General features: G+C 60.1%; 19 protein-coding genes and 3 pseudogenes. 9 read left to right on the top strand and 13 right to left on the bottom strand.

Features of this window, described 5'->3' with window-relative positions; all coding sequences use genetic code 11:
- Positions 1-109 precede the first annotated feature (109 nt).
- On the top strand, positions 110-1,147 hold the full coding sequence (locus tag V1277_RS23310; RefSeq protein WP_334418289.1) for a glycosyltransferase: 1,038 nt from the start codon (positions 110-112) through the stop codon (positions 1,145-1,147).
- Positions 1,148-1,332: 185 nt separating this feature from the next.
- On the opposite strand, the gene gspG is transcribed toward V1277_RS23310, so the two are convergent.
- Positions 1,333-1,767: a type II secretion system major pseudopilin GspG gene (gene gspG, locus V1277_RS23305; RefSeq protein ID WP_334418288.1), complete on the bottom strand. Its 435-nt coding sequence runs from the start codon at positions 1,765-1,767 to the stop codon at positions 1,333-1,335.
- 359 nt (positions 1,768-2,126) lie between these two features.
- Here gspG and V1277_RS23300 point away from each other — a divergent pair, with 359 nt between their 5' ends.
- The 3 genes from V1277_RS23300 (at position 2,127) to V1277_RS23290 (ending at position 7,032) form a co-directional block, all read left to right on the top strand.
- Complete coding sequence (locus V1277_RS23300; RefSeq protein WP_334418287.1) at positions 2,127-5,240, top strand: efflux RND transporter permease subunit; 3,114 nt, start codon at positions 2,127-2,129, stop codon at positions 5,238-5,240.
- A 188-nt stretch (positions 5,241-5,428) separates the two neighbouring features.
- On the top strand, positions 5,429-6,412 hold the full coding sequence (locus V1277_RS23295) for a glycosyltransferase family 2 protein (RefSeq protein ID WP_334418286.1): 984 nt from the start codon (positions 5,429-5,431) through the stop codon (positions 6,410-6,412).
- A gap of 389 nt (positions 6,413-6,801) precedes the next feature.
- Complete coding sequence (locus V1277_RS23290) at positions 6,802-7,032, top strand: hypothetical protein (protein ID WP_334418285.1); 231 nt, start codon at positions 6,802-6,804, stop codon at positions 7,030-7,032.
- A 124-nt stretch (positions 7,033-7,156) separates the two neighbouring features.
- Here the strand turns inward: V1277_RS23290 and V1277_RS35045 are convergent, their stop codons facing one another.
- On the bottom strand, positions 7,157-7,531 hold the full coding sequence (locus V1277_RS35045) for a DUF3363 domain-containing protein (protein ID WP_442894511.1): 375 nt from the start codon (positions 7,529-7,531) through the stop codon (positions 7,157-7,159).
- Positions 7,532-8,636: 1,105 nt separating this feature from the next.
- Here V1277_RS35045 and V1277_RS35040 point away from each other — a divergent pair.
- Positions 8,637-8,744: pseudogene (locus V1277_RS35040) on the top strand (PEPxxWA-CTERM sorting domain-containing protein); the annotation flags it as partial.
- 490 nt (positions 8,745-9,234) lie between these two features.
- Here the strand turns inward: V1277_RS35040 and V1277_RS23280 are convergent.
- Positions 9,235-9,474, bottom strand: coding sequence for a helix-turn-helix domain-containing protein (locus tag V1277_RS23280; protein WP_334418283.1), 240 nt, complete (start codon positions 9,472-9,474; stop codon positions 9,235-9,237).
- On the opposite strand from V1277_RS23280, the pseudogene V1277_RS23275 reads away from it, so the two are divergent.
- Both V1277_RS23275 and V1277_RS23270 read left to right on the top strand, forming a co-directional pair.
- A pseudogene (locus tag V1277_RS23275) lies at positions 9,418-9,733 on the top strand (hypothetical protein); the annotation flags it as partial. The gene V1277_RS23280 and the pseudogene V1277_RS23275 sit on opposite strands and share 57 nt — an antisense overlap.
- Positions 9,734-9,854: 121 nt before the next feature.
- Positions 9,855-10,016, top strand: a complete 162-nt coding sequence (locus V1277_RS23270; RefSeq protein WP_334418282.1) for a hypothetical protein — start codon at positions 9,855-9,857, stop codon at positions 10,014-10,016.
- Between the two features lie 141 nt (positions 10,017-10,157).
- On the opposite strand, the gene V1277_RS23265 is transcribed toward V1277_RS23270, so the two are convergent.
- Together V1277_RS23265 and V1277_RS23260 are read right to left on the bottom strand one after the other, a co-directional pair.
- On the bottom strand, positions 10,158-10,463 hold the full coding sequence (locus tag V1277_RS23265; protein WP_334418281.1) for a hypothetical protein: 306 nt from the start codon (positions 10,461-10,463) through the stop codon (positions 10,158-10,160).
- 61 nt (positions 10,464-10,524) lie between these two features.
- A pseudogene (locus tag V1277_RS23260) lies at positions 10,525-10,767 on the bottom strand (PilZ domain-containing protein); the annotation flags it as partial.
- A gap of 218 nt (positions 10,768-10,985) precedes the next feature.
- Between V1277_RS23260 and V1277_RS23255 the strand changes: the two are divergent.
- Together V1277_RS23255 and V1277_RS23250 are read left to right on the top strand one after the other, a co-directional pair.
- Positions 10,986-11,372 (top strand): VanZ family protein, encoded by a 387-nt coding sequence (locus V1277_RS23255; RefSeq protein ID WP_334418280.1) that lies wholly within the window; start codon positions 10,986-10,988, stop codon positions 11,370-11,372.
- 390 nt (positions 11,373-11,762) lie between these two features.
- Complete coding sequence (locus tag V1277_RS23250; protein WP_334418279.1) at positions 11,763-12,392, top strand: PEPxxWA-CTERM sorting domain-containing protein; 630 nt, start codon at positions 11,763-11,765, stop codon at positions 12,390-12,392.
- A 315-nt stretch (positions 12,393-12,707) separates the two neighbouring features.
- On the opposite strand, the gene V1277_RS23245 is transcribed toward V1277_RS23250, so the two are convergent.
- The 8 genes from V1277_RS23245 to V1277_RS23210 all read right to left on the bottom strand — a co-directional run bounded on the left by V1277_RS23245 (position 12,708) and on the right by V1277_RS23210 (position 18,730).
- Positions 12,708-13,325 carry an A24 family peptidase gene (locus tag V1277_RS23245; protein WP_334418278.1) on the bottom strand — a complete coding sequence of 206 codons (618 nt, stop codon included), beginning with the start codon at positions 13,323-13,325 and terminating at the stop codon, positions 12,708-12,710.
- Positions 13,322-13,936, bottom strand: a complete 615-nt coding sequence (locus V1277_RS23240; protein ID WP_334418277.1) for a hypothetical protein — start codon at positions 13,934-13,936, stop codon at positions 13,322-13,324. The genes V1277_RS23245 and V1277_RS23240 overlap by 4 nt, the downstream gene beginning before the upstream one ends.
- Complete coding sequence (gene gspM / locus V1277_RS23235) at positions 13,933-14,544, bottom strand: type II secretion system protein GspM (RefSeq protein WP_334418276.1); 612 nt, start codon at positions 14,542-14,544, stop codon at positions 13,933-13,935. Before gspM ends, V1277_RS23240 begins: the two co-directional genes overlap by 4 nt.
- A complete protein-coding gene (locus V1277_RS23230; protein WP_334418275.1) occupies positions 14,541-15,656 on the bottom strand; it encodes a PilN domain-containing protein in 1,116 nt (371 codons plus the stop codon). Before V1277_RS23230 ends, gspM begins: the two co-directional genes overlap by 4 nt.
- Positions 15,657-15,946: 290 nt before the next feature.
- Entirely contained in the window at positions 15,947-16,591 is a 645-nt protein-coding gene (locus V1277_RS23225) for a prepilin-type N-terminal cleavage/methylation domain-containing protein (RefSeq protein ID WP_334418274.1), read from the bottom strand.
- Entirely contained in the window at positions 16,588-17,034 is a 447-nt protein-coding gene (locus V1277_RS23220; RefSeq protein WP_334418272.1) for a type IV pilus modification PilV family protein, read from the bottom strand. The genes V1277_RS23225 and V1277_RS23220 overlap by 4 nt, the downstream gene beginning before the upstream one ends.
- A complete protein-coding gene (locus V1277_RS23215) occupies positions 17,031-17,471 on the bottom strand; it encodes a GspH/FimT family pseudopilin (protein ID WP_334376767.1) in 441 nt (146 codons plus the stop codon). Before V1277_RS23215 ends, V1277_RS23220 begins: the two co-directional genes overlap by 4 nt.
- Complete coding sequence (locus tag V1277_RS23210) at positions 17,468-18,730, bottom strand: type II secretion system F family protein (protein WP_334418271.1); 1,263 nt, start codon at positions 18,728-18,730, stop codon at positions 17,468-17,470. Before V1277_RS23210 ends, V1277_RS23215 begins: the two co-directional genes overlap by 4 nt.
- Between the last annotated feature and the right edge of the window lie 2 nt (positions 18,731-18,732).

The raw sequence follows: 18,732 nt of genomic DNA, 5'->3' as shown, positions 1-18,732 counted from the left end.
CAGCGAGTCGCGCTGATCACCGGCCGGTCAAGGATGACCGACATTCGCGCCTGCATCTGCGTCAACCGATCGAGGTCGTCGCTGCCCGATTTCCAGGACCAAGAACGCCATGAAGTATAGTGTTAATCACCAGAAGCATCTCGTTACGTTCACGCCACAAGAGGTTCGTTCGCGCATCCTGATGATTCCATTTGCGACCGATGCGGAATTGATTGCGAAGGTCCTGGAGCTGGGTGAAAATCAACACCATGCTTGGGGTGTCAAGGAGCTATTGGGGGCCAATGTCGAAGTAGCGGTAGCGCGTCGATACCACAACAGGTGGGAACGATTCGGCCAGGATTGGCGTCTGCCAGACACTTCTGGGTATGATCTGATCTATTCGAACCACAATCGTTTGATCCGCACACCGTTGGAAAGTCTCTTACGGTCAAGAGATACACCATTCGTTTCGTTAGTCTACGCAGGTGAGCCGTTATTTGCTCCCAAACGCCACTTCGGGCTGCTGTGCATGACCCCACATGCATATTCGCGTTTCGAGACGCTTGACTCGGTACATGTACGCTATACCCCGTGGGGTATTGACCCCGACTCTAAACTTCATCAGCCGCTTGAGCCTTTTGGAGAGCACTTTATTTCCTCGGGAGTAACCGGCCGAGACTTCAAGACACTTATGAAGGCCGCCGCGATAGTCGAGGATCGGGTCGTAATCGCCGCCAGGGGTCAACACTTTTCGACTTCTCTCTCGAACGTGAAAGTAGTTGATCAATTCATTTCTCCATGGGGCGTCCGAGATTTGTACACGGGCAGTTATGCAGCGCTACTGGTGCTGCAGCGTGATGAGAAAAAGCGGTCTGCCGTGGGCTGGACGAATATGCTCGAACTCATGGCCGTCGGCCTACCCATCATCAAGACGCGCACCGGCAGCCTCGACGACATCGTTGATCTGGAAGCGATTGGCGCAGGCATTCTCGTCGAGCCGGAGAACCCGGAAGCTATCGCAAGGGCCATGGTCAAACTTCGGGAGAATCCCGAATTGCGTCGATCCATGGGGCGCGCAGGCGCTGCCTACGTGCGATCCCATTTGACAATGCAACAATTTGGAGAACGACTAATTGAGATTGTTGGCGCCGCGCGCGGTCGCCGCTAGCAGCTTACGATGTTAGCGCCCCGGAATCAGCGCAGCTTCAGCGCTTCCAGCGTCGGCAAAGGCATACTTTGCATGGGGTTGTTTTCGCGATTTTTGGTGGGCTATGTCGGCCCGTCCTCACGCGGCATCTCGCTTCGTGAGAGGCCTCCTACTTTTTTGCCGGCGATGCCTATCGCTCCATCGCGCTAACTTCCCGCACTTCGGTAAACCGATGTCTGGGCAGCCGACGCCGAATTGGCCTTGCCGGTCGGACCGAGTGAATAGACCTCGTACTCCCCGTTCGAAGCGGGATACGCGTACTGGTATGGACGTCCCCAGGGGTCAAGCAGGTTTTTGGCCTTCTTGAGATAGGGCCCATTCCACCGCGGTGCCTCTGGCGTGGGCTCCACCAATGCCTTCAGCCCAACACTTGCGCTCGGATAGGCGCCGTTTTCCATATAATAGAGCTCGAGCGCGGTCCCGATATTCTCGATCTGCAGCTGCACCGATTGGGTCTTGGCCTTGCCGAAATAACCCATCAACTGCGGCGTCGCGATTGCCGTCAGAACCGCCAGAATGCCCATCACGACCAGCAGTTCGAGCAGCGTATAACCCGCATTTTTACGGTCGCGGGACCGCAAGGTCCCGCCCCGGAACCGCCTCCCGACACGGGGTCTCGCCCGGTCTAGCATCTTGGCCAACATCCTGATCGCCCCTGAATTCATCTTCGTGAATTTCCGCGAACGATACTGTTGGCCACTGGTGTTCAAAGAGTTTACGAATGGAACCCGCTCGGAAGACGGTCAACGTCAAGTAACGGTTATCCGGAAAGCTAATTATATTTGCGGAAGGGCTTATTCAGGGCCGCGGCCGTCTGGTAAATACCAACTTAAACTGACGGCGTCCGGGCCAACCATTTAATCCGGGATTCCGGCAGGTTCGAAAGACTGGAGCACCACATGCGGCGCCCGCTCCGCCGGCGCCATGGACGTGATTGAGCATGGCGTCGATTTCCGAGCCCTTTATCCGCCGGCCGGTCGGCACCACGCTGCTGGCGATCGGGCTCTTCCTGATCGGCATGGTTGCCTACATGTTCCTCCCGGTCTCGGCGGTGCCCAATGTCGACTTCCCGATGATCCGGGTGTTCGCCAACCGCCCGGGCGCGGACCCCGCCGTGATGGCGGCAACTGTCGCAGCGCCCCTGGAACGGCGGCTCGGCCAGATCGCGGGCATCGAGCAGATCACCTCGACCAGCTCGCTCGGCAACACCAGCATCCAGTTGCAATTCTCGATCGGCCGTAACATCGACCGTGCGGCGCGCGACGTGCAGGCGGCGATCAATGCGTCGCTGGTGGACCTGCCGAGCGACCTGCCGGCGCTGCCGCGATTCCGGAAAGCGAACCCCTCGGCGACGCCGATGTTCGTGCTGGCGCTGACGTCAAGGACGCTGACGGCGAGCGCGATGTACGACGTCGCCGACACCGTGATCGCGCAGCGCATCTCGCAGGTGCCAGGCGTCGGCGAAGTTACCGTCTCCGGCGCCGACCAGCCGGCGGTGCGGATCGCGCTCAATCCGGTGGCGCTGTCGAACGCGGGGATCGCGACCGACGACGTGCGGCTCGCCATCATCAACGCCAATCCGCTGGGGCCGGTCGGGATTTTCAATGGCGGCCGCCAGAGCGAGACGATCTCGACGAACCGGCAGATGCGCACCGCGGCCGAATTCCGCGACGTCATCGTCAAGAGCTCGGCCGGCAATTTCGTCCGCCTGGCCGACGTCGCCGAGGTCGAGGATTCCGTCCGCAACCACCGCTCGATCGCCTGGTTCAACAAGCAGCCGGCGGTGTTGATCCAAATCACCAAGCAAAGCGACGCCAACGTGATCGACACCGTCGACCGCGTAAAAGCCTTGCTGCCTGAGCTGAAGCGATGGCTGCCCTCCGGCCTGGAGATATCGACGTTGGTCGATCGCACCGGCACCATCCGCGCCAGCGTGCTGGACATGCAGTTCACGCTGCTGGCGGCTGCGTTTCTTGTCATGATGGTCGTATTCATCTTCTTGCGGCGGCTGACGCCGACGATTGCGGCGGGCGTTTCGGTGCCGCTGGCGCTGGCCGGCACCTGCGCCGGCATGTGGCTCGCCGGATTCTCGATCGACAATCTGTCGCTGATGGCGCTGGCGATTTCCGTTGGCTTCGTGGTCGACGACGCCATCGTCATGATCGAGAACATGTACCGTAACCTCGAACGCGGGATGGCGCCTTATCCGGCGGCGCTCGAAAGCGCCAAGCAGATCGGCTTCACGGTGCTGTCCATCAGCCTGTCCTTGATCGCAGCGTTCACGCCGCTGATCTTCATGGACGGGATTGTCGGCCGGTTGCTCCGCGAATTTTCACTGACGCTGACCTTTGCCGTCCTGGTCTCGACCGTGGTCTCGCTCACGGTCACACCAATGATTTGCGCGCATTACATCAAGCAGACCACCTCCAACCGTACGACCTGGTTCGACCGGCTGGTCGAGGGCACGCTGTCGCGCGTTGTCGCCTTTTACGCCTGGACGCTGCGGGCGGTGCTGGGTTTCCCGTTCCTGACCCTGCTGGTGTTCTTTGCGACGATCGCGTTAACGGTGATGCTCTACATTAAGATCCCGAAGGGCTACTTTCCGATCGACGACAGCGGCCTCATCGTTGGCGCTTCGCAAAGTTCATCGGACACGTCATTCCAGTCCATGACCCGATTTCAGCAACAGCTCGAGGACGTCATCGAATCCGACGACGCCGTCGCCGGGGTTGGATCGATCCTCGGCAGCATGACGGCGAATCGCGGGCTGTTCTTCATCAGCCTCAAACCGCCGCAGGAGCGAGGTGGACTGAGCACTCAAGCCGTGATCGACCGGCTACGCAAGAAGCTGGAAACGATGCCGGGTGTGCGGCTCTACATGTTTGCTGCTCAGGATGTTCGTGCCGGCGGGCGTCAAAGCAGCAGCTCTAGTTACCAGTATACGGTTTCAAGCGTCGACGTCGACCTGCTCAAGAAGTGGGCCCCCATCGTCGCCAAGCGCATGGAGACAATCGAAGGCATCACCGACATCTCCACCGACCGCGACGCAGCCGGGCTGCAGCTCACGCTGACGATCGACCGCAACGCCGCGGCTACCTTTGGCGTCCGCGTCAAGGACATCGACGATGCCCTAAACAACGCGTTCGCGCAGCGGCAGATCTCGATCATCTATACCCAGCGTAACCAGTACATGGTGGTGCTGGAAATCGATCCGAAATTCCAGGCTGATCCGTCCAACCTCGAGCGCATCTTCGCGGCGGGCGCCAACGATGCGCAGGTGCCGCTGTCGGCCGTCGTCCGCTACGACCGCGGCCTGGCATCGCTGGCGATCAATCATACCCAGTCGATCCCGTCGGCCACGGTGTCGTTCAACCTCGCTCCCAATGTGCCGCTTGAAGTCGCGATCTCGAATATCCAGCGCGCGGTCGAGGAATTGCACATGCCCGAAGGCATCCGCGGCAGTTTTGAGGGCAACGCCGGCGATTTCAACAAGACCAGCGGGCGGCAGCCGCTGTTGATCCTCGGCGCGCTGGTGGCGATGTACATCGTGCTCGGCGTGCTCTATGAGAGCCTGGCGCATCCGATCACGATCATCTCGACCCTGCCGTCCGCAGGCCTCGGTGCGCTGCTGGCGCTGCAGGTGACCAATACGCCGCTCACCGTGATCGCCTTTGTCGGCATCATTCTGTTGATCGGCATCGTCAAGAAGAACGGCATCATGATGGTGGATTTCGCGCTCGATGCCGAGCGCCACCGCGGCCTGTCGTCGGCTGACGCGATCTTCGAGGCCTGCCGCGCCCGCTTCCGGCCGATCCTGATGACGACGATGGCGGCCTTGTTTGCCGGCATTCCGCTGGTCATCGCCACCGGCCCCGGCACCGAGCTGCGCCGGCCGCTCGGCATCACCATCATCGGCGGATTGTTGGTTTCGCAAATCCTGACGCTGTACACGACCCCGGTGATCTATCTCCTGATCGACCGGCTGCGCCGAAGGCTGGGATTCCGCGGTACGCTGTCGCCGATATCGACATCGGTTCCGCCGGCATTGCGATAACGTCCGCCAAGATGGAAAGGTTGGTGACTTGCCAGGCCCGGCCCGCCCCGGGGATTTTAACGCCACAGGCACAAAGGCCGGCTTTAACGTTTATCCCATTGCATTAAACAAGGCCCCAAAGATGCCTTTTCTTTTCTGATCCGCAAGACTAATGATCGCCGATTGTTTGCACCGATTGGTCTCACACCGTGAAATTGCTCGTTGTTATTGTTAACTACCGCGTCACCCAGCTTGCGATCGACTGCCTGCACTCGGTCGCAAAGGAGATCGCCAGCGTCCCCGGCATCCACGTCGCGATCTGCGAGAACGGGTCGGGAGATGGTTCAGCCGAGCTCCTCCGGAGGGCGATCGACGATAATGGCTGGTCATCCTGGTGCACGCTCAAGGCGCTCGACGTGAACCTCGGGTTCACCGGCGGCAACAATGCGGTCCTGCGACCGGCGCTGGAATCAACCGACAAGCCGGAATATTTCTTGTTGCTCAATTCCGATACGATTGTCCGGCCGAACGCCTTCAAGGCACTTGTCGATTTCATGGACACGAACCCGCAAGTCGGTATCGCCGGCAGTCGACTCGAAGATCCTGACGGCACGCCGCAACGGTCCGCATTTCGCTTTCAAACGCCGCTCGGAGAGTTCGAGGGCAGCCTGAAGCTGGGGTTGGTCAGCAAGCTCTTGAGCCGCTGGGTGGTGGCCCCGCCCGTGGTCGATCATGCCTTCGAGACGGATTGGGTTTCCGGCGCCAGCATGATCATCCGGCGCGAGACGATGGAAGCGACGGGATTGCTCGACGAAGGTTATTTCACCTATTTCGACGACATCGACTATTGCTTCAATGCCAAAAAGCAGGGCTGGCCCACCTGGTACGTTCCAGCAAGCCGTGTGGTCCACCTCGTCGGCCAGTCGACCGGCGTGAACAACAAGCCCAAGCGTTTGCCATCCTATCTCCTGGAAGCTCGCAGGCGTCACTTCCTGAAGAACTACGGCGTGCTTTACGCTGCCATGGTCGACATTTGCAGAATTATAGGCCTGTCACTCTGGCGGCTGCGGGTCATTCTCACGGGAAAGCAAGACACCACACCTCCTCAGCACCTTTCCGATTCAATCCGGCACAGCGTGTTTTTCAAAGGCTTCAAGGTGACCGACGTCAAGAATCCGGCCGTAACCTCGTGATTTTCAAATCCGATCCGGGACTGCGTTATGTCCGTCGATGAGATTGATCGAAGTCTTCTAGAGTTTCCCAAAAATTGTAGCCATACCAAAAGGAATTGCGAACGAAAGCGGGTTCGAAGAATCGGAGCATACGATCCAATTGAAAGCGCAGCAGAGCCGTTACTGCAGTCCACCCGCCATATCCTGGAAACTCGCCAACGGCCGCTCATCCAAACGCACTCTCTCCTGCTGGAGGCCTATCGGCGCGCAACTACGCAGATGCGCTCCAAGGCCGATCAGCAGGTCGGTAGTGCCAGCCAAGCACTGAGACAACAACCGGGTGATGCGTTCTCGGTCGAGAGCCTTACTGAAGCGCTGCAGCTCTGGTCCTCGCTCTGGAGCCTCTGCTATTGGCGAACGCGCATGAGGGTATCAGCGATCCGGAAGCGAACATCACCCCCGATCGCATCTTTGACCTGCTCGGCGATCTCTGCCGCCAACGGCATTATGATAAGGCGCAGCAGGTTCTGGATCACGCACTCATCGCCTTCGGGGCAATTCCGGATGCGGCTGCACGCATCCTTTCGACGTGGCGCTGGCGCACGAACACCGTTGGTGTACCGACGACGTCGTCCAAATGAGCCGGAATCGTTCGGGCTGATCATCAGCGTCATAAGCCCCTGATGGTGAGGAACGCCAACGGGTGCGCGCGCAGCGCGGCCCGATGACAGGCTCCGGCCTCGAGAACCAGGCCGCGTCAGTGCGCTACATCCTTCGAGACGCACGCTTTGCGGGCTGTTTAGAGCCACGCGCCTCGGAGAGCCCCTGATCGGCAAATGCCCCGTGCACGGCCTTGATGACCTCGTTGCGCTCGCCAAGCTGCCGCAGCGTGGCCTCGGTCCTGTCTGCCAAAATCCACCGCCCGTGCTCGATCTCGTTGGTCAGGTCACAGCGCGGAGGGTATTGAAATTGCCGCTTGGCAAATTGTCTAAGTGGGATTAGCCTGATCAAGATTTTAATAAAATTTATAGCATGGGGGAATGTAATGCGTGCATTTAATTCGCCGCGTGGGATGCTGTTTCCAGGGATCTTTGCTGTTGCCGTTGTGATTGGTGCTTCAACTGTCGCTCGAGCCGACACAATCGTGCAGAATACCCAAACGCCCGGATTTCCAGGTACCTTCAACTTTATTGGATATAATTCCTCGAACGTGGCTTTCGGGCAGCCCGTGGCGTCTCAATTCTTGGAGTTCGGAGGACGATTTCATCCAAGTACATCGCCGACTGCAGATCAAACGTTCGGAGCCAACACTACAGTTACTGCAACGCAGAATGGTGTCAGTTTTAATGTTCCTTATGCTAATTCCATCCCCGACCCGAATCTTTTCGATAGAAGGATCGCGTACAACCCGAACCTTCTGGGATCGTGGCAGCTCACCGTCAGCAACCCGAACTACACCAACACGCTGATAGTCAATACGGCCGCAATCCAATCAAGCATCGGTGCGCCTCCCTTCATTACGGGAATAGCGATCAGCGGAGCTTCGAACGCAACAACAACCCCGACGATTTCTTGGAACGCGCCGGCCTTCACGCCGCCGGCCGGCTACAATCAGGCGACCAGAATTTTCATCGTCGATCTCAATAACAATAAACAGACCATCTTTAGGGTAGACCTTCCGTCGAGTCAGACCAGCTTTACGATACCCGCTTCGGCCAATCTCTCGCCTAGTGGTCATTACGGCGTTGTTATCCGGGACGACTACCGGATCTCAAGCAATGCGACCACAGGCGCCAGCTCGCACAGCTTTTTCGATTTTCGTCCTAGCGTGATCACACAGTCCAATGGTCCGATCTATTTGCCGGTCTCATCGCTCAATGCAGTGGGTGAAACAGTCTATAGCTTCCACATCGACGTCAGTCATGGGCAGTCCTACAACTTGGATCCGGCCGCCGCGCTGGGTTATATCTTTTCAGTAGGCGTCGGCGATCCGAACTTCGCCAGCGTCAAATTGCCCGACCTCGGCTTGGGGCACCCCTACAGCCTCTATATTTGGAATGGAACCGATTACGTCTTTGCCGCAGATCTCCTCGCCAACACCCTGTTCGATTTTGGCCCGGGCGGCGTCAGCAAGTTTAAGGTCCTGGGCATCGACGCAAGCTTGGGTCTCGACCCCAATAACTCGACGGCATTTGTGACTCAGGTGACCTTCACGGGCGATGGTGTTTTCAGAGGCACGATGACGGCTATCACTGCCGTTCCCGAGCCTTCCACCTGGGCCATGATGATCCTCGGCTTCGCTGGCCTCGGGTTTATGGCTTATCGCCGTTCGCGCAAGCCCGCGCTGGCATGACTTGGCTTGGCTGATCGCCCGCTTCGCGATCTTGTGCAGGTATCGTTTTGAAGTGAAGGGTCCCAACCGGCGGCGGTGGGACCCTTCGCGATCTATAGGGCGTCGCACTGGGCAAGATGCGACGACGCCGAAGTTCCTGGTGCACTTGACGGCCAGCTATGACGGCATGAGAAAGGGCATGGTGGGCTCGCCATACTCGTTCATGAAGACTGATGAATATCCGTTGTCGAGAGCACCTGTCTTTGCACCCTCGATCGCCGCCCCATCCAGCGTGGACTCAAATTACGGCAAATACTTCATCGCTGTGCTCGATCGGCTTGCGGTTCATAACGTCGGCGATGACGGTGCCCATCAATAAGCCGTTAGCTCGCAGCGCTTCGCGAGTATGCTTCGATCTCATTAACTCGCAGGACTAGCCGCATCCGGTCCCCTAGCTACCAAGCGATAGAAGAAAAATGTGAGTAGAAATACCGAAGCTGGCCAACCCCTATCAACCACGCTGTTCTTCAAGAAGTTCGGCAACGGCCACGCCCAATGGAAAAGCTAAGCGCTGAATATTGTCCAGCGTGGTGCTGTGTTTCGCATTCTCAATTTCGCTGATTTGATCCTGGGATAGTTCGGCAGCATGCGCCAACTCCTCTTGGCTCATTTGCCGCGCAACCCGTAGCCGGCGCACATATGCGCGACTAACTTGCGCCGTATCCGGCAACTGATCGTAGCGCTCTCCCATTGCGGCCCGTGGAGCATCGATATTGTCGAACGACCGGGCGGGGTCAGGCGGCTTCCAGCTCTGACGCGACGCCGGGTCGGCGAACACACCTTTGCATGATTTGGTCCCGCCGTCCCACCAGGGACTTCGAAGGCCCGCTCACGCCGAAGCGGCTTGGCTTCTCGTCACCCACCTCAGGCTTTTGACTAGACGCCTCGCCAAGCCCCGAAATTGCTCCACGTTTCTAACTCAGACTCTCGCAGCCGAGTTCCCGATTTAACCTTTGGCGCTTATATCAAGCTTAACGCGCAAGTTGCGTTGCGAACCCCAACTAAGAAACTATGGTTGCTTTCGAGCTGCAATATTTAGCCAAATTGATTGCATGAACCGCGGAGCATTGCGTGAAGCGTCAGCGTTTGAACAAACCCAAAGACGTCCGTGAATTGCCGAAGAAGTCACTGAGCGACCGTTACGCAGAAGTGTTGAGGCTGCGCCAGGCCGTCATCCGGACCCAGGCCGCGCTACGGGCGCCGGCCGGTATCAATCGGCTTGTCGCAAAATAACTTCCATGCGTTCAAGCCTAGCCAGATTGACCTATCTGTTTGCCATTGCCGTAGCCATGATCGGCTGGTCGTGGCTGCTGCTGCATAGCCTCGCCTGGGCGTTTGACTTATAGGCGCGTCGCGCCGAATCGAACCCTGCGCTTAATCGCAGACTCTGATCGCTCGATGTCGCCAGCCCCTGGCGGTCCAGACCCGGCGCACGACATAGCACACAGCATCGCCGCGATAAGCCCATGGACCGTATTCGGCATACTCGCCATAGCCGAACGGATGGTCGTAGCCGTCGTCGAATGGATGTCCGTAGAGCCGCGCGTAGCCGTAGCTGCCCGGATAGCCAATCCCGCGGAATCCCGGGGCCACGACAAACGTGCCGCCTGCCCCCGCGATATCAGGAACGATCGCAAACGCTAGACAGAGCGCAAGCAGAGCTGAGTGGGCCTTACGCATATTCCCGCGTCCTCGCGCTGCCCCGCGGAGCGGAACGGTGTGACGGCGCCGTGGCCAGATGGTCGACAAATTGAGCGCCGAACTCGCATCCGATGCGCCATGCCAGTCGGCACAGGCGCGGGCGGCCGGTTGAAAGGATCAGCGTGAACTCCGCGGGCACGTCGAGATTTTCAGCGATAACCCGCACGCCGCCTTCAGATATATCCGTGATCGTGCAATCGCGCGGAAGAGAGCCGACCCCCAACTGAATCTTGGCCGCCCCATGACAGGAGCGACGTTCGCTCTTTCGCCGATCCACAAACACCCGACCCCACCCACATTGTTGATTTTCTCTTTCGGCAATCTTATCGAAAATCCGTTGGACTTGGCCTAAGCGGTCGGTCCGCAATCGACCGTTTCCCTTATTGGAAAGTTTACCGCCGTAGCTGGCGACCGAGGCCGGCATATGACTTTGCCGGCTGAGGGTAAGGTTAAGGATGATATTACCGCGAAAGAATTTTTGACCCGGTGCAAAACGCCAAGATGAGCAGACGTATTACCCAGCTTGCCATGGCTGCGGCATGGATCGCGGTTATCACGATAGCCTACGCCACGCTGACGCATGTCGGATTTGTCTATGCAATCTATTTCAAGCTCGCGCCGTATCTGATGCGACCGACAATGCAGACCTACGCGCATTTTGAGCACGTTATCGCGTTTGCCTTCCTCGGCGCCCTCTTCGACTTTGCCTATCCAAGACGCCCGCTTCTCGTGTGCGTTATCGTTTTCGGCGCCGCGGCCCTGCTGGAGATCGTGCAGACCATAACGCCGGATCGTCACGGCACATTAATCGATGCGCTCGAGAAAATGGCGGGCGGTGCGGCCGGCATTATATTAGCGAGAACCGCCCGCCGCCTATGGTTCGCCTAGGCAAGCCTCCCAATTCAAACTCGCTGTTTTCGCAACCAAAATGCGCAGTTCCGCGTAAGGAATCCGAGAGTGATTCGACGTGCAACCAAGGGATGCCCTGCCGGAGATCGCCTCCATTTAAACGAATTTACTTAAGAAATACAATTACAAACCACTAATAACAGGATATTTTTGCCGTTAGTTCGGTAGGTTTACCGCTCTAAATTAAATGGTGCGATAATCCTTTTTCAGCATCCGCGCGTTCACGAGCCCCTGCGACGGCCTTTCTTTCTATAGCGCGTTATATGCCGAAATCGGCGGCAGCGCTTGCAAATCGGCGATAAATGACTTGACTCGTTCGATCGCGGTATTTACTGTTCATTAAATAAGATTAATCATTAGAGGTGGACGATGAAGAAAGTTAATGTTGTTGGCGCCCTTCTTGGTGCAGCATTCGCGTTGAGCGCCACGTCCGCGGGTGCAGCCATTATCAATGGAAGCTTTGAGGATAACCTGCAGGCTGCCGGCACATTTGGCTACTATCCGAATTTGATCGGTTGGACGGGCGGACCCAACGGCATCGAACTGCGAAACAACGTCGCTGGCACAGCGTATGACGGCGTAAACTTTGTCGAGCTAGACACAACCGCCAACAGTATCGCCGCCCAGAATATCGCTACGACGTTTGGGACGGTATACACCTTGAGTTTTGCTTATTCCCCTCGTACCGGTATCCCTTCAACGTCTAACGGTATCGAAGTGTATTGGGACGGTTTGCTCGTGAATTTTGTTACCGGATTCACTGCGGCCAACCAGGATTGGACAGTGTACACTGTAAACGTGTTTGGAACGGGTTCGGATTCCCTTCAGTTCAAGGCAGTGGGAACAAGCGATTCGTTTGGTGGTTCTTTGGATGCGATTGCTCTTACCGCGGCAGTCCCCGAGCCTTCGACTTGGGCCATGATGATCTTGGGCTTCCTCGGCGTAGGCTTCACGGCATATCGTCGGAAGCAAAGCGGGCTCGCGCTGCGCTTAGCCTAAGTTTCGGACGTACGATGCCAAAGGCCGCCTCCCCGGGCGGCCTTTTTTATTGGACAATGCACTTGCGACGAAACTACTCGGTAGCAATCTTAATTCTGAAGATCGTCTACCTTCTTTTCGGACCTCAGTTGCTCCCGTGGTTGCTTCCCGCGCCCAGCCAGGGTTCCGACGGATCGTCCGGATGCGTGTGAAGATCGGCTTGACTGCGAGCTGCTTCAAACGCTCTTCAGGAACTCTTTCTTTGGCGCCAACTTTACAGCCAAGGCCTCGCCAACCCCTATTCTGAGAGAACGAAGCCGATTTTGACAGTCGCCATCATTGCAGCGAGCTTGCGACCCATATCAAACAAAGGCCGAGGGCAAGATGGGGCCCGAACGAGATCGCCTGCTTGCCATGAAGATCATGCCCTTCGGATCGCAGGATCAGCAGGCTGACGAGGGCGGAGGCTACCGCGATCAACAGCAACCCGGGAATGCCTTCCGCGCCGATCCAGAGGGTGCCCGCTGCGACAAGCTTGACGTCGCCGAAGCCCAGGCCGTCATAGCCCCGCAGCCAACGATAGCCGGCGCGGAACAGGGCCGCGGCCGCAAAGACCAAGGCAGCCTCAAATCCACGCCACCAGAAGTCTGTCGCGCCCCACAGATAGGCCTGTAGCGCTCCGCCGACGGCCAGCGCCAGGATCAGGCTGTCCGGAATGATGCCGTAGCGGCCATCGATGGCGCATACGGAGGCCAACAGAACGACGAGGTAGCAACCTGCTACGGCCGGCAGCGCCCACCCGGGATCATCTGCAAGGCTGATGGCGAGCCAGACCGCACCCGCTATCAGGCCCCACGCCACGACGACGTATTGCCGCCCTGCCCGGCGCCACGCCAGCGCTTCGCCGAAAAAGCGGCTGGCTCGCTCGCCGGTCTTGCGAAGCGAGCGTATCATCTCCCGCTCGCATGAAGGGGAACGGTCAGCTTCTCGCCCTGCCCCTCCAACACGACTTGCTCCGGCGTAACCACGGCGACGCGCCAGCCGTCGATCTGCCCGTTGACCTCAACCCACACGCCCACCGGGCTTTGCGTCGTGATCAGGAACGCCTTCGCCACCCCATCGCTCATGAACACCCCTTTCAGAGTGATTCCCGAATCCAACGCCGCCATGGGCGGCGGGGGCGGTGCGGAGGCCGGCTCGGCCGCGACAAAGACCTGCCGATTCCGAGAGAACAACGGGCGCTGGATGATATTCTCAAAGCCCGCGGCGGCCCGCGCATCGGAAGCCTTGGCGGCCGGCCCGCTTCTGCCAAACCACATCGGGGCCGTGACCGTCGAAAGCTCGAGCGAAATCACCGCGCTTAGGGTGATCACGCAGACCAGCCCGATCCAGACCGCAAAGCCGACGATGAGAACGCGCGTCGCAGGCCGTAGCGCCGCCAATTCGCTTCGGCCGGGCAGCTCGGCCCGCCCGAGCATGGCGGCGAGCCTGCGGGCTGCGAATTGCCACGGCGAGCCGGTTATGCCTGCCAGCCGAAGCTGAACCATTTGCGTCAGCGGCGTCATGGCGCGCGCTCCGCGGTCACCGGCCGGTGACCGGCCTGCCGGCCATCCATGGCCTGCTCGCTTGCGGAGGGCTGCGCGGCATTGCGGATGGCGCCGTGAACCCTGAGTTCGGCTCTGATCGGGCCGTCCTCCCCGTCCGCCAGGCTTCGAAACGAGGCGGTCGAGACAAACAGCAGCGGTGTCTGGTTCTCGATGGCAGAGATCATGTCCCTCACGGCCCGCAGCGGCCCTTCGAGTTCGACACTGACGGCAACCATCTGCAATTGCTGCGACCGGCCGCCCGTCAGCCCGCGGATGGCAAGCACATTGACCCCAGCGCTCGCCGCCATCGATTTTAGGCCGGCCTGCAGGTCGGCGCTGGCGACGCGCTCTTCATTGCCGGGCAGGAAGGGATCGCCGGAACGCCCGACGCCGCTTGCCGACTTCTTTGCCGCGCGCGTCACGTTCTGGAAATGCGCAAGCTGCGCCGCATTATCCGAAATCTCTTCGCCCCTCTCGGCAAAGTGGGCCAGGATCGGCGCGACGAAGAAGATGACTACGAAGAGGATGGCGGCGGCGTTGAACGCCAGGAACGGCGTCCCGCGCGCCAATTTCAGGTTCTGAATCATGGCGCGGTCCGGGGTCTTGCGGCCGGCCGCACCGCACGGGCGCCGCGCAGCTTGAACGCAATGCTAAAGCGCTCCTTGCGTTCGTTCGCATCCGGCGTGATCGCGGACGTCAGTGTCGCGCCGGAAAACAGCGGCGACTGGTCGATGAGGCGAACCAGCCGCGCGGCGTCTGCCGAAAACCCTGACAGTGTCACCGTTCCGTCGGCAATGCGGGTCTCGGTCAGAAACGTATGATCGGGCAGAATGCGCGACAGCTCATCCCACACGGCGAGGACGCCGGTCTCGGCCTTCATCGCGAACAAACGCGCCGCCGGATCCATGCCGTCGCGACCGCTTTGGGCGGATTGCCGAGCCTCGATAAGTGCCGTCTCCACCGCCGCGGCGACGCTGGCTTGGCGCCACTCGAAGACGACCAGTCCAAGCACGACGGCCCCGAGCGCGGCGAGGGCCAGCAGCCGAACCGCCCGTAGCGCCCAGGCAGGATCTTCGTCGCTGGCGGCGCGGAACGTGATGACGGGCACGGCCTCGCCGCCGGCGTCTGCCACCGCCAGACAGTCGACATCCCGCGACGTCAAGCCGAGTTCCGACAACGCCGCCTCAGCGCGATCGCGCCGGATGATCCAGTGGCACATCGGCACGACGCCGTCGGATTCCCCGCCGACAGCGGTTGCCGCATGCCATATGTCCGAAAGCTGGAACGGCGTTCGCCGCACGATGTCCTGGTCTAGGATCTTGGGCAGGGCGCCAAAGGCCGCCTTGGGCACGCTCAACTCACGCAGAAAGAACAGCTCGCGCGAAATCACCGGCGCGACCGTCGTCGCTTCCCGCGACACGCCCTGCCCGGCGAGCCACTGTTCGAGTGCGGCCGCGTTGAAGTGAGACGATGGAATCCTCGTTTCCGCCGGACCGTCTGCAGACGTCAGGCGACAGGTGATGCCATCGCCATCCCGCCAAAGCATCACCTGCGGCCTTGTCTCGCCCTCGGCCCATATGCGCCACCGCGCAGGAACCGCATCGCGCAAGCCCGACAGCCACCACTGCGCAAAGCCCTGACCCCACGCCGCAAGGACGTGGAGGCCACCGGCGCGGGCTGGCAGATTGGCAACAGACATGATCGTCACATTCGATTCGAATGGACGAAGCCTATTTACTAATTCTTTACGAAGGGTAACGAGCCGCCCAGCCCAATGCTGCGTTGACCGCCCAAACGAAATATCGAAAACAACCCCATGCAAAGTAGCTGTCAACGACCCGGCCTGGCAGGCGATCGACTGCTAATCTCATTGGGCTCCAGCCCGGTCGCGTGAGGCTTCGGCAGCGCCTCACGGCCCGCTTTAACTGCATTCAATTATCGGCTCATCTTGTTGTTCGGGCACGATGTTCCAAAAAAATCGGTCAGGCATTAGCCCTGGCGTAGCGCCACGATGGTGGCGGGCTCGTTGCGCCGTTCATCCTCAAATTCAATCCGGATTGAAACCAGATCCGGCAGTCGCTCGGCGCGACCCCACTCCGTCCGCCAAGCCGGTTTTGCTTTCGTGTCCATGGCGCCGAAATACCCAAGGCGAATTTCGCGCACGCCGCTGAGCACCACGACACGAGTCGATGAAGGTTCGGGATTCTCCTTCGAGAAAGTTCCCTTAAGCAGGACGAAATCAACGACGAGATCGCCGCCGCTTTGCCGCAAGACGATCTTGTGCGGCCCACCCCGCAGCGAGCGCCCCTCGCTCAGTCCCACGAACGATAGCCCCTGCGGACGGCCATCGAACCCGACGGCATCTTTCGGACCTGCCCCATCGAACCGGGCCGGAAGCGCCGACCCGACCAGCGAAGCCACGGTCTGGATCGCAGCACTGGTTTCACTTCCGGTCTCGCTTACGCGATCGGCGCCGAAAGCCTTCCGTGCCATCGACAATCCACCGGCCAGGAAACCGGTCAGGATCGCCAGAATGGCCAGCGACAGCAGCAACTCGATCAGTGTCAGCCCCTGCTCGCTCCTTCGGCGCGCGGCGACGCGAGAGATCCGCCGGTTGCGGATCGCGGGGGTCATTGCTTCGCCTCGGCTGCAAGCTTCAGCGCCGCGAGCCTGGTGGCGGTGCCGTCCGGCGCCTCCACGGCTATTTCGACCCAGAACGACTTCAACGCGCCATTTGCGGGCGCCAGCCGAGCGCCTTGCGACGGACGCGTGTCGCTGGCCGGACGAACTTCGGTAACGGTCTGCCGCCATCGGAATTTATTCGCGATCAGGCCTTCGCGGTATCCCGGCGCAAGCGCCTCGGAAACCCCTGCCGCTTCTAGACGGGACTGCGCCACCCGCAGCGCGGCACGGTTGACCTGCGTGCGCGCATCGGAGCGCATCGCCACCACCACGCCCGTCGATATCGCACCGAGCCCCAGCGCCAGGATGACAAAGGCGACGAGGATTTCGATCAACGCAAATCCGCGTTCGGCGCGGCGCCTGATAAACGCTCGCCTGGATCGCGCGCCCATCATTGGACCAACCTGGGCTCGCCGGTCAGCCAGTTGACGGCAATGCGCGCCGACCGTCCGTCCAGCGTCAGCGCGATCTCGCCGCCGGACGATTGGCCGTCCGGATAGAATCTGATGCCGCCGAGATCGCCGGAACGCTCCGTCTCGGCAACCACCACAGCGGCAGTCATTCCGCGCGGCAGATTGTGCATGGAACTAGGCAGGCCGAACCGGCCTTTCTCCACGTCGATCCGGAACAGCGTTTCGGCATTGCTCGACATCGCCTGCGCGCGGGCGAGCTGAAGCGTAGCGGTGACGGAGCGCGCCGTGACGGCAACGCGCGTGGCCGCGGCTTTCGGTTTGGCGGAGAGTGTGCCGGCCAGGACAAGCCCGATGATCCCGATGACCACGAGCAATTCGGCCAGCGTGAACCCGGCTGACGATCGTGCGGGGCGTTTCATTGGAAGGCGAGATTGTTGATCGACAGCACGGCGCTCATCACATGCATGATGAGCCCACCAATGCTGCCGCCGATGACCAGCGTCAAAGCCGGCGTCAGCAGGCCGACCATGCGCTCGATGCGCCGCTGCAGGTCGGCCTCGATCACGCTGGCCACCTGAATGAGCATTGGGCCGAGCTGACCGGACTCCTCGCCGACGGCGACGAGACGAAGCGAGGCCGGCGGCAGCAGACCGTCCCCTTCGAAGGCACGGTGCAGCGGCGTGCCTTCCGGAACGCGCTTGATGGCGCTCTCATAAAGCGCATTCAGGTGCCGGTTGGTGACGAGCGCACGCGCCGTCTGCATCGCCGACATCAACGGCACCCTTGCAACCAGCAGCGTGCCGAGCGCCCGCGCAAAGCCGCCGGCTTCGCGGTTTTGAATGAGCCGGCCAACCACAGGCAGCGAGCATTTCAACCGATCGGCACCGAGCATGATCTCGCGATTTTGCTTCGCCTTGCGCCACAACACGAAACCGGCGGCACCGAACAGACCGGCTGCGAGCAAGACGATCAGCCAGTTGTCCTGAACCTCCTCGAAGAAATGCAGGATACCCGGAAGCGGAAGGCCGGCGTCGATGAAGATCGGCGATATGCTGGGTATCAGCACGAAGACGATGACGATCACCGACACCAGCGACATCAGGATCAGGATCAGGGGATAGACCAGCGCCGAGGCGATCTTGTTGCGAATTTCGAGTCGGCGCGCCAAGAGTTCGGCGATCTGAGTCAACACCTGCCCGGTAACCCCTCCGGCTTCGCCGGCGGCCAGGATGGCCCGGTAGTCCGAGGGGAACACGTCCGCTCGCTGCGCCATCGCTTCCGAAAGCTGCAATCCCCCCAGCACGTCTTTGAGAAGTCCGTTGGCAAGGCGGACGGTTTTCGGCGCGGCGCCTGGCCCCGCGATGATCCGGAATGCGGCATCGAGCGTCAGGCCGGAATTGATCAGCGACGCCAGTTCAACCGTAAAGGCCGTCAGCTCTTTCAGGCTGAAGCGGTTTGATTGAACGAGCTCCCGCTTCCAGATCGAGGTTTCCGTCTCTTGCGAGGCCGACGCCGGCTTCGGTCGTTCCGCGGTCTGGTCGGTCACGCCGTGGGTTTCGAACGGCGTCAGCCCCGAGCCGTAGAGCGCGTCGATCGCCGCCTCGAGGCCATCGGCGACGATCGTCCCTGCGGTGACTGCGCCTCGCTCGGTGTAAGCCTTGTAGTGAAAGGTTGCCAAGG

The sequence above is a fragment of the Bradyrhizobium sp. AZCC 1588 genome (genome assembly GCF_036924735.1).
GTDB lineage: Bacteria > Pseudomonadota > Alphaproteobacteria > Rhizobiales > Xanthobacteraceae > Bradyrhizobium.
Note: the sequence above shows the minus strand (reverse complement) of the source record. Positions and strands in the feature narration are given on the sequence as shown.

Excerpts from the sequence above, each read along its gene's own strand:
- V1277_RS23310 (WP_334418289.1), top strand. The coding sequence starts at position 110 with ATGAAGTATAGTGTTAATCACCAGAAGCATCTCGTTACGTTCACGCCA.
- V1277_RS23300 (WP_334418287.1), top strand. The coding sequence starts at position 2,127 with ATGGCGTCGATTTCCGAGCCCTTTATCCGCCGGCCGGTCGGCACCACG.
- V1277_RS23280 (WP_334418283.1), bottom strand. The coding sequence starts at position 9,474 with ATGGGAGAGCGCTACGATCAGTTGCCGGATACGGCGCAAGTTAGTCGC.
- V1277_RS23265 (WP_334418281.1), bottom strand. The coding sequence starts at position 10,463 with ATGCGTAAGGCCCACTCAGCTCTGCTTGCGCTCTGTCTAGCGTTTGCG.
- V1277_RS23255 (WP_334418280.1), top strand. The coding sequence starts at position 10,986 with ATGAGCAGACGTATTACCCAGCTTGCCATGGCTGCGGCATGGATCGCG.
- V1277_RS23250 (WP_334418279.1), top strand. The coding sequence starts at position 11,763 with ATGAAGAAAGTTAATGTTGTTGGCGCCCTTCTTGGTGCAGCATTCGCG.
- V1277_RS23245 (WP_334418278.1), bottom strand. The coding sequence starts at position 13,325 with ATGATACGCTCGCTTCGCAAGACCGGCGAGCGAGCCAGCCGCTTTTTC.
- V1277_RS23240 (WP_334418277.1), bottom strand. The coding sequence starts at position 13,936 with ATGACGCCGCTGACGCAAATGGTTCAGCTTCGGCTGGCAGGCATAACC.
- gspM (WP_334418276.1), bottom strand. The coding sequence starts at position 14,544 with ATGATTCAGAACCTGAAATTGGCGCGCGGGACGCCGTTCCTGGCGTTC.
- V1277_RS23230 (WP_334418275.1), bottom strand. The coding sequence starts at position 15,656 with ATGTCTGTTGCCAATCTGCCAGCCCGCGCCGGTGGCCTCCACGTCCTT.
- V1277_RS23225 (WP_334418274.1), bottom strand. The coding sequence starts at position 16,591 with ATGACCCCCGCGATCCGCAACCGGCGGATCTCTCGCGTCGCCGCGCGC.
- V1277_RS23220 (WP_334418272.1), bottom strand. The coding sequence starts at position 17,034 with ATGATGGGCGCGCGATCCAGGCGAGCGTTTATCAGGCGCCGCGCCGAA.
- V1277_RS23215 (WP_334376767.1), bottom strand. The coding sequence starts at position 17,471 with ATGAAACGCCCCGCACGATCGTCAGCCGGGTTCACGCTGGCCGAATTG.